The organism is Caballeronia sp. LZ034LL, from assembly GCF_031451215.1.
Lineage (GTDB): Bacteria > Pseudomonadota > Gammaproteobacteria > Burkholderiales > Burkholderiaceae > Caballeronia.
Map to the genome: position 1 here is coordinate 714,708 of NZ_JARUXR010000003.1, position 13,816 is coordinate 728,523.

A 13,816-nucleotide genomic window follows, 5' to 3' on the forward strand; every position below is an offset into this window, starting at 1 on the left:
CGACAAAGGCCCAGACTAACGCAAAAACCGCCGTCACAAACCGAGAAAAGCCAGCGCGTTATGGCAGCGCCAGTCCTCACGCACTTCGTCGGCCATCTCCAGCGCATCGAACTCTTCCAGCGCGCGCTCGACCGGCATCATCGGAAAAGCGGAGCCGAAGATCATGCGCTTCTTCAGCACGGTCCGGCCGTATTGCAGCAAGGCCTCATACCCGGAATGCGCAGTGGCCAGCAGCTTCGGACGCACCGCCACCGTGCCGATCCACACGCCCGGATGCCGCCACGCCACCGCCAGCAGTTCCTGCACCCATGGCCAGCCCGGCGGCGACGCGCACACGCGCAGGCCGGGATACGCCATCATCACCCGGTCGAGCGCGGCCGGATGACCGTACATCATCGACGTATGGGTGGAAAAGTTCGCGCCGCAATGGATGTTCACCGGCACGTCCAGTTCCACGCACTTCGCATACAGCGGAAACAGCAACGGGTCGTCGATCGCCAGCCGGTGTTCGAAGCCTTGCACGTTCAGACCGCGCAAGCCGAGCTCCCGCACGGCGGTCTCGAACTCGGCGACGGCTGTCGCGCCCGCATGCGGATCGACACCCGCGAAGCCGATATAGCGCTCGCCATGCTGGCGGCAGAACGCAGCCACATCCTCGTTCGATATCTTCACGCCGAACGTGCTGGTCAGGTCGCGCGCCTTGAGCACGACGTGCCGTGCCTGGAGCCGCTCGTAGATCGCGAGGTAGTCGGCGAGCGGATCATGACACACGGTGCTGGCCGCCTGCGCCTCGGTGCCCTGATACACGCGCCGGTAATTCGACAGATGGTCCGCAGGCCCGTTGAACTGCAACACGGGCGGACGACTCGAAAAGTCCACGAACATGAGAGACTCCTGCACAAATCAGGTCACCGCCAGCGCGCTTCCTGGCGGTCGTAGGTGTTCACGAAGGGATCGGCCGTCTCGGCAATCAGCCGCTTCTTGGCGATCTTCCTCGAAGGCGTGCGCGGAAAATCGCCTTCCATGTATTGGAGATAACGCGGCACCTTGAACGCCGCGAGATGCCGCGCGCAATGCTCGAACACGGCGGCAGGCGTCACCTCCGCGCGCGTGAAACCCTCGCGCAGCTTCAGATAGGCCTTCACTTCCTCGCGGCGCAGCGGATCGGGCACGGGCACGACCGCGGCTTCGTCGATGGCGTCCATGCTGCGCAGCACGGTCTCCACTTCCGTCGCCGAGACGTTCTCGCCCGCGCGCTTGATCATCTCCTTGATGCGGCCGACGATGTAATAGAAGCCGTCGGCATCGCGCCGGAACAGGTCGCCGGTGCGGAACCAGTCGCCGTCGAAACTTTCGGCGTTGGCCTCGGGCCGCTTGTAATAGCCCCACAAAATGCCGCGTCCGCGTATCCACAATTCGCCGACTTCATCCACATGCGCGGGGCTGCCGTCTTCCCGGCGAATCTGCAGCTCGCGGAACGGCGCGGGCAGGCCGCAGGTGCGCTCCAGCGCCTTCTCGCCGGCCCACGCCGGCACCAGCGCGCCTGTCCCCACCTCGGTCATGCCGAAGCCTTCACGCGCGATCACGCCGAAGCGCGCCTGCACTTCCTCGCGCGCCGGCCGGGTCCAGCCGTAGATGCTGATGTACTTCAGGCACACGGCGGCATCGCCCGGGCCGCGCGGATGCTGGCTCAACGCCGGCTCCGGAAAGATGCAGTAGTGAATGCGATAGTCGATCAGCCAGGACATGAAGCGCGTCAGGCTCATCCGCTCCGCAATGTAGGCGGTGCCGCCGAGCTTCAGCGTCATCAGGAACTGCCACAGCGGGTCCATGTAGAAGAACGGCGCCCAGATCAGCACGTTCTCGATGCCCGCGTCCGCGCCCCGGCGATGCCGCGCCGCGCCGTGGCAATGGATCATCCAGTAGTCGTGGCTCAGCATGCAGCCCTTCGGGAAACCCGTGGTGCCGGAGGTGTACTGGAGGTTCAGCAGATCGTCGCGGGAAACATGCGTCGGCGCCGCGAAGTCCGCGCGCCCCGAAGCCAGCAGCGTCTGCCATTGCAGCAGGTCGGCGCGCGCGCCGTACGCTCCGCTGACGATCACGCGTTCCCATGCCAGCAGTCCGGGCAGTGCGTCGAAGCCTTCCAGGCGTGGGACGTATTCTTCATCGATCACGAGATACTGGACATCGGCGTCATCGAGCACGAAGCGCATTTCATCGCGCGTATAGGCGGTATTGACCGGCACCATCACCGCGCCGATGCGCCCGAGCGCGATCCACGTCACCGGAAACTCGGGCGCGTTCTTCAACATCAGCGCCACGTGACAGCCCTTGCGCACGCCGCGCCTGACGAGCGCATCGGCAAGCTGCGACGCCGCGCGATCGAGTTCGGCGTAGGTCATGCTGACCCCGCGCTCGAACCACACGGCCGCGGTCTTGCCGCCGTAGAGCGCGGCCTGCTCGCGCACGAACTGTCCGAGCGACTCGGGCAACGCGAGCTGCTCCTGCCGTTTTCGACGGACGAGTTCGTCCTCCACGGTCGGCGACTGTGTTGTCATCGTGTTCTCCTGAAACCCATCCTCGTAGCGCGGCGCACTGCACGCCGCGGGTCTGGCCCTGGCTGACGCTAGTCCTGCGCGATCACCTGACAATCCTCCGGCGCCCAGTCGAGCATCACCGGCGCGCCCCGCGCATGGGCCGTGCCGTGCCTGCCGCCCTGCTGCTGCACGACGATCTGCATGTCGCCCGGCAGGCGCACGTGATGGCGCACCACACTGCCGAGCGTGATCGAATCTTCGAGCGTGCCGGCGTGGCGCGGCGCCTGTTGCGCCTCTTCGCCAGACGCTGCCGGCAGCATCCGCACGCTCTCCGGACGCACCAGCAGCTTGACGGCCGCGCCGCGCGACAGGCCGTTCACCCCGCGCGCCGCGCGCAGCATGCCGAGCGCGGTCGACACCACGATGTGCTCGCCGCCGCTCTCCTGCACCGTGCCCGCAATCAGGTTCGCCGTGCCGATGAAGCTCGCCGCGAACGCCGTCCGTGGCGCGCGATACAGCTCGTCGGGCGTCGCGATCTGTTCGACGCGTCCTTCGTTCATCAGCACGATGCGGTCGGACATCGAGAGCGCCTCGTCCTGATCGTGCGTGACGTTCAGCATCGTGATGCCGAGCCGCGCATGCAGCCGGCGAATCTCGAACTGCATCTGTTCGCGCAGCTTCTTGTCGAGTGCGCCGAGCGGTTCGTCGAGCAGGATCAGCGCCGGGTTGTAGACGATGCAGCGCGCCAGCGACACGCGCTGCTGCTGCCCGCCCGACAGTTCCTTCGGCTTGCGCGCGGCCAGGTCCGGCAGGCGCACCATGTCGAGCACCTCGTGCACGCGGCGGCGGATCTCGTCCTTCGGCACTTTGCGCACGCGCAGCGGGAACGCGATGTTGTCGAACACGGTCATGTGCGGCATCAGCGCATAGTTCTGGAACACCATGCCGAGGCCGCGCGCGCTCGGCGGCGCGTTCGTGATGTCGACGCCGCGCACGAAGATCTGTCCCGACGATGGCTTCACCATGCCCGCGATCAGATTAAGCAGTGTGGTCTTGCCCGAGCCGCTCGGCCCGAGCAGCGTGACGAATTCGCCCTGCTTCACGCTGAAGTCCAGCGGCGCGAGCGCCTGCACGTCGCCGTAGCGCCGCGAGACCTGCTTCAGTTCGATCATGTTCATCGTCGGAATCCGCTATTCGTTGCTTCGTTGCTTCGTCGCTCAATGCCGCTCGCAGCGCATCACGACCTGCGCCGCGTTGTGCCCCGGCACGCCCGTCACGCCGCCGCCGGGATGCACCGACGCGCCGCACTGATAAAGCCCTTTGACAGGCGTGCGATAGTCCGCCGCGCCGCGCACCGGGCGGCGGAAGAAAATCTGGTCGGCGCTGAGTTCGCCGTGATGCACGTGGCCGCCCGGCAGCGCGAAGATGCGTTCCAGATCGACGGGCGACAGGACCTGCGCCGCGTCGATGCATTCGCGAATGTCAGGCGCGTACTGCGCCAGCGTATCCAGCACGATCTCGACCAGCCGCTCGCGCTGCGTGTCCCACGAACCTTCGCGCAACGCATAGGGCGCGTGCTGGCCGAAGATGCTCATCAGATGCTTGCCCTCGGGCGCGACACCAGGATCCACCGCACTCGGGCTCATCACCACGAGCGGCGGATGCGGCGCGATCTCGCCATACTTGGCGGCGTCCCACGCGCGTTCCAGATACTCGACCGAAGGCCCGATACGCACCTGCGCCGGATAATCGAAGCCAGCCGCGCGTGCGTCGAAGTCCGTGAAGACGGGCAGGCGGTTCAGCGCGAGATTGACCTTGAACGCCGTGGAACGGTCGCGGATCTGCGCGACGCGTGCGCGAAACTCAGACGGCACGTGCTCCGCGCCGACCAGTTGCTGGAACAGCACCTTGGTCGCCACGTTCGAGATCACGCAGCCCGCCTCGATCAGTTCGCCCGATGCAAGCCGCACGCCGGTCGCGCGCTCGCCCTTCACTTCCACCGAGGCCACCGGCGCATCGCAGCGCACTTCCATGCCGTGCGCCTTGCCCGACGCGGCAATCGCCTCCGAGATCGATCCCATGCCGCCGCGCACGAAACCGGCAGGTCCGGCGGGCGTCGTGTGATCGCGGATGAAGCCGCGCAGCAGCACATACGCCGATCCCGGCGAACAGATGCTCGTGGCCGCGCCGCCGCAAGAGGCGTAGAAGCCCATCGCCGTGATCATCTCGTCGGATTCGAACCAGCGCGCGAGGTAGTCGCGCGCGGAAAGCGTCAGCACGTCGTAGAGATCGTAGAAGCGCTCGCCCATGTCCCGGAAGCGCCACGCAAAGCCAAGCAGACGGCTTCGTGCGGCGAGCGCGCCATCGGCGGGATCGGGCGGAATTTCCCACAGCATGTCCGCGACCAGCTTGCCGAGCTTCGTCATGTGCGCGCGATACTTGCTGTAGGCGTCGGCGTCCTTCGCGCTGAAACGCGCGATGTCCTCGAACAAACGTGGACCTTCCGCGCGCACGATCAGGCTGCGGCCGTCACCGTACAGATGCGTCATCGGCGGCGGCACGATGATCTCGTAGCCATGCTTCGCCAGTTCCAGTTCCTCGATGATGCGCGGTTGCAGCAGCGCCATCGTGTACGACGCCACCGACACGCGATACCCCGGCCACACGGCCTCGCTGACCGCCGCGCCGCCCACCAGTTCGCGACGCTCCAGCAGGCACACCTTGAAGCCCTTGCGCGCGAGATACGCGCCGCACACCAGGCCGTTGTGGCCCGCACCGATGATCACCGCGTCGTACTGGTTCGCCATGATGGTTGTCAGAGAGATTATTCGGCGGGCGCGTCGCGCCGTTGCAGGGCCATGATGCCGAGGCACACGGCGAGCGAGACGAGCGTCAGCAGCGTCGATACCGCCGCCAGCACCGGCGACACTTCCCAGCGGATCGCGCTGTACATCTTGACCGGCAAGGTGGTCGTCTGCGGGCCGGAGATGAAGTACGCGACCACGACTTCATCGAACGACAGCAGGAACGCGAACAGCACGCTCACGGCCACCGACGCGCGAATCTGCGGCAACACCACCTGGAAGAAGATGCGCACGCGGCTCGCGCCCATCAGCATGGCCACCGCTTCGAGCGCCGGGTCCGCATGCTTGAGTCCCGACCCCACCGCGATCACGACGAACGGCACCACCAGCACCGCATGCGCCAGCGCGATGCCCCACACCGTGTTGACCAGCGCCAGCATGGAAAACTGCTTGTAGATGCCGAGGCCCAGGACCACGACGGGAATCAGCATCGGCGTGATCGCGAAGGTTTCCAGCACGCGGCGCCCCGGAAAGCGACCGCGCGCCAGTGCATACGCGCCCGGCAGGCCCACTGCGACGGAAATCGCCGAAGCCAGTAGCGCCACCATCACGCTCGTGAGCGCCGAGCCCCACCACGCGGGATCGGTCAGGAAGCGGTGGAACAGTTCCAGCGAGAAGGTCTTCGGCGGAAAGCTCAGTTCGCTGCCGCCGCCGAACGACACCGGCACGACCACGAGACTCGGCAGCAGCAGGAACAGATAGCCGCACCAGCCGCCGAGCGCGCCGAGCACGCGCCACATCCCGCGAAAATCACGGCGGCGCGGTTCCGGCACCGCAAAGTCCTTGCTGACACGGGCGGCGGTGGACGTCATGCGAAGGCCTCCTGGCCGCGCTGCACGCGTCCGAGCAGCGCGATCAGCACGCCGGACAGCACGAGCAGCATCATCGCGATGGACGCGGCGAGCGTCCAGTCGAGCGTCTGGCGCGTGTAGAAGTCGATCAGGTTGGCGAGCATCATGTCGCGCGGTCCGCCGAGCAATGCGGGCGTGATGTACATGCCCATCGAGAGCGTCAGGCACATCAGCACGCCGGCGATCACGCCGGGCATCGAGAGCGGCAGCGTGATGCGCGCGAAGATCAGCCACTGGCCCGCGCCCATCATCTCCGCCGCGAACTTCAGGTTGCGGTTCTGCGCGGTGAGGCTGGTCAGGATGGGCAGCACCATGAAGGGCAGCAGATAGTTGCTCATGCCGATCACCACGCCCGTACGGTTGAACATCGGGTCCGGATGCCAGGCGTCGCCGCTGATCCATCCGGCCAGCTTCGCGATGATCCCCGCGCTCCCCAGCACCACCGTGAACGCATAGCTCTTGACGAGGATGCTGGTCCAGAACGGCAGCATCACCATCACGAGATACGGCGTGCGCTTCGACGCGGGCAGCCGCGCCAGATGCAACGCGACGATATAGCCCAGCACGAGACTCGCCACCGTCGCGGTCACGCTGATGACGAGCGTGTTGCCTAGCACGCGATGAATCAGCGGATTGCTCAGCACCTGCGCATAGCCGCGCAGGGTGAAGCCGTTCTCCCAGATGCTCGACCAGCCCACCAGGCCGAGCGGCCAGAGAAAGAACACCGCGAGCAGCCCGTAGAGCGGCAGCAGCATCACGACCACGGACTTCAGGTTCAGCGAGTAGTTCATCGCGCGCGCCGGGGACTCAGGTCAGCATCCAGGTGGTGAAGCGGTTCTGCAGCGCATCGTAGTGATCGCCCCACCATTGGTCGTTGATGACGATGCTGTTCGGATCGTGCATGTCCGGCATGCGCGCCTTCGCGGCGGCCGAGACGAGCGGCATCGCGGCGGCCGTGTTCGGCGCGAATTCCACCATCTCGCAGAACGCCGCCTGCCGGTCCGGACGCAGGCAGAACGCCACGTACTGCATCGCGGCCTGCGTGTTCTTGCCATACTTGGGCACCGCGAGGTATTCGAGGCTGTTGAGGGTCTGCTTCATCGACATCTGGATGGACGTGCCCGCGCGCTGGGCCGGCAGCACGCGGCTCAGATACGTGTAGGTGAAGTCCAGTTCATTGCTGGCGATGAGCGTCACGGTTTCCGGCGTGGTCTCGATCCACTTGCGCACCGCCGGCTTGATGCGGTCCATCGCCTTGAAGGCGCGTTCGACGTCGAGCGGATAGAGCTTGTCGGGCGCGACGCCGTCGGCGAGCAGGGCCATCTCCAGATTCTCGCTGACGCGCGGACGCAGCCCGCGCCGCCCCGGATAAGTCTTCACGTCCCAGAACTCGGCGTAGGTCGTCGGCGGCTTGCCGCTGCGCTTCGGATCGAAGCCGATGCCCCCCGCATACGAATACGTGCCGACGAAATCCGCCCCGGTCTTCGTGATGAGGCCATCGGTCTTGACGATCGCCGGATCGAGCTTTTCCCACATGCCCTGGCGCGAGCCGGTGACGATCTGCGGCCCGATGCTGTCGAACACGTCCCACGAGACGTTCTTCGACTCCACCTGCACCTTCATGCGCGCGAGGTCCGCGCTGTTGACGAGCGTCACCGCGATGCCCGTCTCCTTCGTGAACGGCTCGGCGAACGCGCCGCGTATCGCGGCTTCGTAGGCGCCGCCCCAGCAGGTCACGGCGATGCTCTTCGACTGCGCGCGCACGATGGCCGGCGCGCCGAGCAGCGCGGCCCCGGCGAGCGCGCCCGCCTGTTGCAGGAATACGCGGCGCGCGGGCGCCGGGGCGTCGGCATCGGCTTCGGGTTGCTGCGGGACTTGCGCTTTCATGTCGGTCTCCCTGAGTGGTCGGGTCGGGGCGATGCTTTATCCGGCGATCCAGATGGCCTTCCAGTCCATGTATTTGTCGAAGGCGTGCATCGACTTGTCGCGGCCGAAGCCGGATTGCTTGAAGCCGCCGAACGGCGACGACATCGTGCCGCGGTCGAAGCAGTTGACCCACACGACGCCCGCCTTCAGTTGACGCGACACCTGCTGCGCGCGCGTGATGTTCGAGGTCCAGACGGCGGCGGCGAGGCCGTAGATGGTGTCGTTGGCGATGCGCACGGCTTCTTCCGGCGACTCGACGGTGATCGCCGCCAGCACCGGCCCGAAGATCTCTTCGCGCGCGATCCGCATGGTGTTGCTGACCTGGTCGAAGACCGTCGGCTCGATGAAGAAGCCGCCCGATTCCGTCCGCGCCGCGCGCCCGCCCGCGATGACCTGCGCGCCATCGGCCCGGCCGGCGTCGATATACGACAGCACCGACTCGTGCTGCACCTGGCTCACGATCGCGCCCATCTTCGTGGCGGGATCGAGCGGATCGCCGGGCACGAGATCGCGCGCGATGGCCGCGACCTTCTCCAGCAGTTCATCGCGCACGGCGGCGTGGACGATCAGGCGCGAGCCCGCATTGCACACCTGTCCGCTGTTGGCGAAGATGCCCGCCGCGACGGCGCGTGCGGCGGCGTCGAGGTCGGGGCAGTCGTCGAGCACGATATGCGGGCTCTTGCCGCCGCATTCGAGCCCGACGCGCTTGATGTTCGACTGCCCGGAATACTGCATGAACAGCTTGCCGACCGCCGTGGAGCCGGTGAAGCCGACGGCATCGACGTCCATGTGCAGGCCGAGCGCACGCCCCGCCGTCTCGCCGTAGCCCGGCAGCACGTTGAGCACGCCGGGCGGCAGGCCGGCTTCGGCCGCGAGCGCGGCGATGCGGATGGCGCTCAGCGGCGACTGCTCGGCGGGCTTCAGGATCACCGAATTACCCGCAGCCAGCGCCGGGCCGAGCTTCCAGCTCGCCATGGACAGCGGATAGTTCCACGGCACCACCGCCGCGACCACGCCGAGCGGCTCGCGCACGATCATCGTGGTCATGTCGGGAGCGGCGGGCGCGGTTTCGCCATAGAGCTTGTCGATGGCCTCGCCGTACCACTGGATACAGGTCGCCGAACTGACGATGTCGCCGTTATAGGCGTTTGCGATGGGCTTGCCGACATCGAGCGATTCGAGCAGCGCCAGTTCTTCGCGATGCTCCATCATTAATTGCGCGAAGCGCAGCAACACGGCCTTGCGCTCGGCGGGCGCGCGGCGCGACCAGACGCCCGCTTCGAACGCGCGCCGCGCGCTGGCGACCGCCACGTCCACGTCCTCGCTGCCGCACTCGGCAATCTCCGCGATGACCCGGCCCGTGGCGGGATTCACGGTGGCGAAGGTCTTGCCGGAGAGCGCGGACACGTATTGCCCGTCGATGAACGCCCGCCCCTCGGGCCGGAGTGACTCGGCGCGTGCGCGCCACACCGTTGCGTCGGGAATGCTCACAGCAAGGCTCCTTGAATGTCAGTTCGATTGGCTCATGCGTTCATGCGACTGAAATCAGTGTACGGTTTCAAAAGTATGAAAACCAATACATTCTGCTAAGCTTGTTCCTGCCGAAAAGTTATACCTTTTCCCGGTGCCCGCCATGCTCAAAGTGCGTCATCTCGAGATCTTCCGTGCGGTCGTGAAGGCCGGCAGCGTGTCGGCGGCAGCGCGGCTGCTGTATGTGTCGCAGCCCGCCGTGACCAAGACGCTGCGCATGCTGGAGGAAGAGATCGGCCTCACGCTCTTTCTGCGCGTGAAAGGCCGGCTGGTCTGCACGCCCGAGGCCGAGGCCATCCTGCCGGAGATCGAACGGTTGTTCGGCAGCGTGCAGTCCATTGCCGAAACGGCGCGCGAGATCCAGCAAGGCCAGCGCGGCTCCATTCGCGTGTCCACCGTGTCCATGCTGGCCACGACCATCGTGGCGCGGGCGGTCGGCGAGTTTCGCGAGACGCATCCGTCTGTCGAATTCGATATCCGCGCGCTGCCCACGCGGCATGTCGTCGAATACGTGAACAACAATCAGGCGGACTTCGGCATTCTCGATGTGGCCGCGCCGTCAGGCACGCTCGAAGTGGAAGAGTTTTGCAGCGCGGAGCTGCGTTGCGTGATGCGCGCCGGGCATCCGCTGGCGGAGCGCAAGACCGTGACGCCGCGTTTGCTGGATACAGAAATGCTCGCCACCTTCGGCGAGGACACGCTGACCGGCTGGCGGCTGCGCGAGGCGTTTCGCGCGCAAGGCAGGAGTTTTTCGAGCGCGTTCGTCTCGAACAGCACGCCGGTGCTGTGCGCGCTGGTGCGGGAGGCCAATGCCGTCGCGCTGGTCGATCCGTTCGCGCTGATGGGCCGCTCGTTCCCCGATCTCGTCTCGCGGCGCTTTTCGCCGGCGGTGCCCGTCGAGCCGCGGTTCCTGTTCGCGCCCGGCAGGCCGAGATCGGTGATCGTCAATCAGTTCGTCGCGCAGCTGAAGGAGACCGCCGCGCGCATGGCGGCGGGCTGAGGCGCGCCTGGCCGACGTTCAGGCGTCGGCCGGAACGTCGTCTTCCAGCGGCTTAGACACCGCCTTCGGCGGCTCGGCCACGGCTTGCGGCGCGGCCTCGAAGCGATGCACGTCATGGGTGACGAAACCCAGGTCGTGACTCGGAATCTCGAACCATTCCGGATGGCCGAACGACCGCCGGATATCTTCCAGGCCGCTCGCCCAGTGCTCGTCCATCGTGTCGTTGCTGAACTCGTAGTCCTTGTAATGGCCTTCGAAGAACTTGTTCTTGTAGATCAGATGCACGACGTTCACCGCGCCGCCGTCCGCCACCTTCTGCGCCTCGCGCAGCAGCGGATGCGAACGCCGCACCTTTTCCGGCACGTGTTCGAGCAGTTCCTTGATGAGCCGCGCGTGCTTCTGGTTGTGCGAGACGAAATCGGTAATGGCGCGCGTGCGGCTCGAATACTGAATGTCCTTGGTGCGCTCGCTCACGTCGAGGAAATCGCCCGGCAAGGTGCCGCGCGCGCTCCACAGATCCACCTGGAACACGAGCGTGTCCTTGTGCTGGCTCTCGCGGATGATCTCCGTCAACGGCGTGTTCGAGACCAGCCCGCCGTCCCAATAGAACTCGCCGTCGATCTCCACCGCCGGAAAGCCCGGCGGCAACGCGCCCGAGGCCATGAAGTGCTCGGGCTCGAGACGCATTTTGGTGTTGTCGAAGTACACGAGATTGCCCGTGCGCACATTCACCGCGCCCACTGACACGCGCATGTTGCCGTCGTTGATGCGGTCGAAGTCGGCGAATTGCAGCAGCGTCGCGCGCAACGCCGAGGTGTCGTAGTAGCTGACATTGCTCGGGAGCTTCGCCTGCGCGTCCGGAACGAGCGCCGGCACCTGCACGCGCGGCGAGAAGAAGCCGCGCTGGCCCTCGGTCAAGGCGCGCGCCGCCGCCCACATGCTCGAAAACGTCCGGCCCATGTTCGCGAAGCCAAACGCGGCGGGCACGAACGCGCCCACGTGCCCGATCAGATCCGCCGGCTGGCAGATCGTGTTCCAGAAGCCGCGCAGCGCCGCCACGCGGTGTTCAGGCGCATTGCCCGCGACGATCGCCGTGTTCAGCGCACCGATGGAAATGCCCGAGGTCCAGCTCGGCTCGACGCCCACCTCGGCCAGTCCCTCGGATACGCCCGCCTGGTAGGAACCCAGCGCGCCGCCGCCTTGCAGCACGAGACAGACCTCGTCGTAGTCCGGCAGCGCGACGTGGTTCGCCTGCGTGAGTGAGTTGCGTTGACTGCGGCGCATGGATTCTCCTTGTCGTTGTGCTTGTCTTTATTGCATGAACCAGCCGTGACTCACGACCACCGACTGCCCCGTCAGCGCGTTCGATTCGAAGCCCGCGAGGAACGCGACCGTGTTCGCGACATCGGCGACCGTGGTGAACTCGCCATCGACGGTTTCCTTCAGCATGACGTTCTTCACGACTTCTTCCTCGGAGATGCCGAGCGCCTTCGCCTGTTCGGGAATCTGCTTCTCGACGAGCGGCGTACGGACGAATCCGGGGCACACGACGTTGGCGCGCACGCCGCGCGGGCCGCCTTCCTTCGCAACGACGCGCGCCAGACCCAGCAGGCCGTGCTTCGCCGTGACATAGGCGGACTTCAGCTTCGATGCTTCATGCGAGTGCACCGAACCCATGTAGATGATCGAACCGCCCTTGCCCGACGCGTACATGTGCTTGATGGCGGCCTTGGTCGTGAGGAACGCGCCGTCGAGGTGGATGGCGAGCATCTTCTTCCAGTCCGAGTACGCGTACTCCTCGATGGGCGCGACGATCTGGATGCCCGCGTTCGACACCAGCACGTCGATGCCGCCCAGCTTGGCCACCGTGTCTTCGATGCCCGCGTTCACCGCTTCTTCGCTGGTGACGTCCATGGAGACGGCGATCGCCTTGCCGCCCTCCGCGACGATGCTGTCCGCCACCTTCTGCGCGTTCGCGAGGTTCAGGTCGGCGATGACGACGGCCGCGCCGTCGGCAGCGAGCTTGCGTGCCGTCTGTTCGCCGATGCCGCTTGCGGCGCCCGTGACGAGCGCGACTTTTCCTTGCAGTGCCATGTGCCTGCTCCTTGTTCGATGAGAGTTATTGATTGACCGCGAGCTTCAGTTCGCCGGGGGCGAGATAGTCGTAGGCGACTTCGCCGATGTCCAGCGTCAGGTTCGCGATCACGTGCCGCGCGCCGACCACCTTGCGCACCGGCAGATCCGCGACCGGCGCGAGCGCGTGCGCATTGAGTTCGAGCGCGGCCGGGCCTTCCCATGCGCCGATCACGCTGACGTCGCGCAGGAAGAAACGCACCAGTTCGCACACGCGCGCCGTGCCGTCGACGTGCGGCAGCACTTTCAGCAGATAGTTGGGCGTGTCGGCGAGCTTTTTGCGTTCGGTTTCGAGATCGAGCGGACGATACTTGTAGCCCATCGTGCCGGTGGCAATGCGCTGCGTGCCGTAGTCGAGCGTGCCGAGCAGCGTGTCCTTGCCATCCACCGAAAGACGCGGCGACGCCAGCTTCTTCGGAAAGCCCCAGATCTCGCGGCCGCCCGCGATCGGGCCTTCATCGTCGAGATACATTGCATGGGTGTAGTTGGCCTTGGCGCCGTCCGGATCGATCACCGAGATCACCTGGCCGCTCTCGGTGTAGTCGCCGAAACCGGATGAATCCGGCATGCGAATGAATTCGTAATGCACGAGGGCGCTGTCGACTTCGAGCGGCTCCGGCACCACGGCGCGCAAGGCATCGAGGTCCGTCTCGTACGAGATGATGAAGTACTCGCGATTGAGGAAGCGGAACGGCGGACGCGGATACGCCGGGTTATGCACCGGCATGGCGAAAGCGTTTCGGCGGATGTCGTCTTCTTTCACTGGATCGTCCCTGAGTTGAGAGCAGGCACGATAGTAGATGGAGAAGATGACAGTTGTCGCGGACCACAGGCAGCTTGATGACCCTCAGGCCCGCAGTGCGAACCGACAATAGTTTTGTCGCTTCAAGAGCTTATGGATACCTACTGGATGATTGCATTTTTTTGTGCAATATACTGTTGCCTGAGCGCGCGGCCTTCTCCAGGCGCCGCGCC

Annotated in this window: 12 protein-coding genes; 1 reads left to right on the plus strand and 11 read right to left on the minus strand. The window is 65.8% G+C overall.

Annotation, left to right across the window (positions count from 1 at the left end):
* Window positions 1-33: 33 nt before the first annotated feature.
* The 8 genes from QCE83_RS24375 to QCE83_RS24410 form a co-directional block, all read right to left on the minus strand.
* Window positions 34-885 (minus strand): amidohydrolase family protein, encoded by an 852-nt coding sequence (locus tag QCE83_RS24375; protein ID WP_309817374.1) that lies wholly within the window; start codon window positions 883-885, stop codon window positions 34-36.
* 23 nt (window positions 886-908) lie between these two features.
* Entirely contained in the window at window positions 909-2,558 is a 1,650-nt protein-coding gene (locus QCE83_RS24380) for a class I adenylate-forming enzyme family protein (RefSeq protein ID WP_309817375.1), read from the minus strand.
* 68 nt (window positions 2,559-2,626) lie between these two features.
* The gene (locus tag QCE83_RS24385; protein ID WP_309817377.1) at window positions 2,627-3,715 is read right to left on the minus strand and encodes an ABC transporter ATP-binding protein; all 1,089 of its coding nucleotides are present in this window, start codon (window positions 3,713-3,715) and stop codon (window positions 2,627-2,629) included.
* A gap of 39 nt (window positions 3,716-3,754) precedes the next feature.
* A complete protein-coding gene (locus QCE83_RS24390; protein ID WP_309817378.1) occupies window positions 3,755-5,344 on the minus strand; it encodes an NAD(P)/FAD-dependent oxidoreductase in 1,590 nt (529 codons plus the stop codon).
* 17 nt (window positions 5,345-5,361) lie between these two features.
* Complete coding sequence (locus QCE83_RS24395) at window positions 5,362-6,213, minus strand: ABC transporter permease (protein ID WP_309817380.1); 852 nt, start codon at window positions 6,211-6,213, stop codon at window positions 5,362-5,364.
* Window positions 6,210-7,043 carry an ABC transporter permease gene (locus tag QCE83_RS24400; RefSeq protein WP_309817381.1) on the minus strand — a complete coding sequence of 278 codons (834 nt, stop codon included), beginning with the start codon at window positions 7,041-7,043 and terminating at the stop codon, window positions 6,210-6,212. The genes QCE83_RS24395 and QCE83_RS24400 overlap by 4 nt, the downstream gene beginning before the upstream one ends.
* 16 nt (window positions 7,044-7,059) lie before the next feature.
* On the minus strand, window positions 7,060-8,139 hold the full coding sequence (locus QCE83_RS24405) for an ABC transporter substrate-binding protein (RefSeq protein ID WP_309817382.1): 1,080 nt from the start codon (window positions 8,137-8,139) through the stop codon (window positions 7,060-7,062).
* A 36-nt stretch (window positions 8,140-8,175) separates the two neighbouring features.
* Window positions 8,176-9,669, minus strand: a complete 1,494-nt coding sequence (locus tag QCE83_RS24410; protein ID WP_309817383.1) for an aldehyde dehydrogenase — start codon at window positions 9,667-9,669, stop codon at window positions 8,176-8,178.
* 142 nt (window positions 9,670-9,811) lie between these two features.
* Between QCE83_RS24410 and QCE83_RS24415 the strand changes: the two genes are divergently transcribed.
* Window positions 9,812-10,708, plus strand: a complete 897-nt coding sequence (locus tag QCE83_RS24415) for a LysR substrate-binding domain-containing protein (protein ID WP_309817384.1) — start codon at window positions 9,812-9,814, stop codon at window positions 10,706-10,708.
* Between the two features lie 18 nt (window positions 10,709-10,726).
* On the opposite strand, the gene QCE83_RS24420 is transcribed toward QCE83_RS24415, so the two are convergent.
* From QCE83_RS24420 to QCE83_RS24430, 3 genes are read right to left on the minus strand one after another with little or no spacing between them, the layout of a single operon-like run.
* Window positions 10,727-11,992 (minus strand): patatin-like phospholipase family protein, encoded by a 1,266-nt coding sequence (locus QCE83_RS24420; protein WP_309817386.1) that lies wholly within the window; start codon window positions 11,990-11,992, stop codon window positions 10,727-10,729.
* Between the two features lie 27 nt (window positions 11,993-12,019).
* Window positions 12,020-12,802, minus strand: coding sequence for a 3-hydroxybutyrate dehydrogenase (locus tag QCE83_RS24425; protein WP_309817389.1), 783 nt, complete (start codon window positions 12,800-12,802; stop codon window positions 12,020-12,022).
* 25 nt (window positions 12,803-12,827) lie between these two features.
* Entirely contained in the window at window positions 12,828-13,604 is a 777-nt protein-coding gene (locus QCE83_RS24430; protein WP_309817391.1) for an acetoacetate decarboxylase, read from the minus strand.
* Between the last annotated feature and the right edge of the window lie 212 nt (window positions 13,605-13,816).

Bases quoted from the DNA above. Each gene is read 5' to 3' on its own strand.
- QCE83_RS24375 (WP_309817374.1), bottom strand. From the start codon at position 885: ATGTTCGTGGACTTTTCGAGTCGTCCGCCCGTGTTGCAGTTCAACGGG.
- QCE83_RS24380 (WP_309817375.1), bottom strand. From the start codon at position 2,558: ATGACAACACAGTCGCCGACCGTGGAGGACGAACTCGTCCGTCGAAAA.
- QCE83_RS24385 (WP_309817377.1), bottom strand. From the start codon at position 3,715: ATGAACATGATCGAACTGAAGCAGGTCTCGCGGCGCTACGGCGACGTG.
- QCE83_RS24390 (WP_309817378.1), bottom strand. From the start codon at position 5,344: ATGGCGAACCAGTACGACGCGGTGATCATCGGTGCGGGCCACAACGGC.
- QCE83_RS24395 (WP_309817380.1), bottom strand. From the start codon at position 6,213: ATGACGTCCACCGCCGCCCGTGTCAGCAAGGACTTTGCGGTGCCGGAA.
- QCE83_RS24400 (WP_309817381.1), bottom strand. From the start codon at position 7,043: ATGAACTACTCGCTGAACCTGAAGTCCGTGGTCGTGATGCTGCTGCCG.
- QCE83_RS24405 (WP_309817382.1), bottom strand. From the start codon at position 8,139: ATGAAAGCGCAAGTCCCGCAGCAACCCGAAGCCGATGCCGACGCCCCG.
- QCE83_RS24415 (WP_309817384.1), top strand. From the start codon at position 9,812: ATGCTCAAAGTGCGTCATCTCGAGATCTTCCGTGCGGTCGTGAAGGCC.
- QCE83_RS24420 (WP_309817386.1), bottom strand. From the start codon at position 11,992: ATGCGCCGCAGTCAACGCAACTCACTCACGCAGGCGAACCACGTCGCG.
- QCE83_RS24425 (WP_309817389.1), bottom strand. From the start codon at position 12,802: ATGGCACTGCAAGGAAAAGTCGCGCTCGTCACGGGCGCCGCAAGCGGC.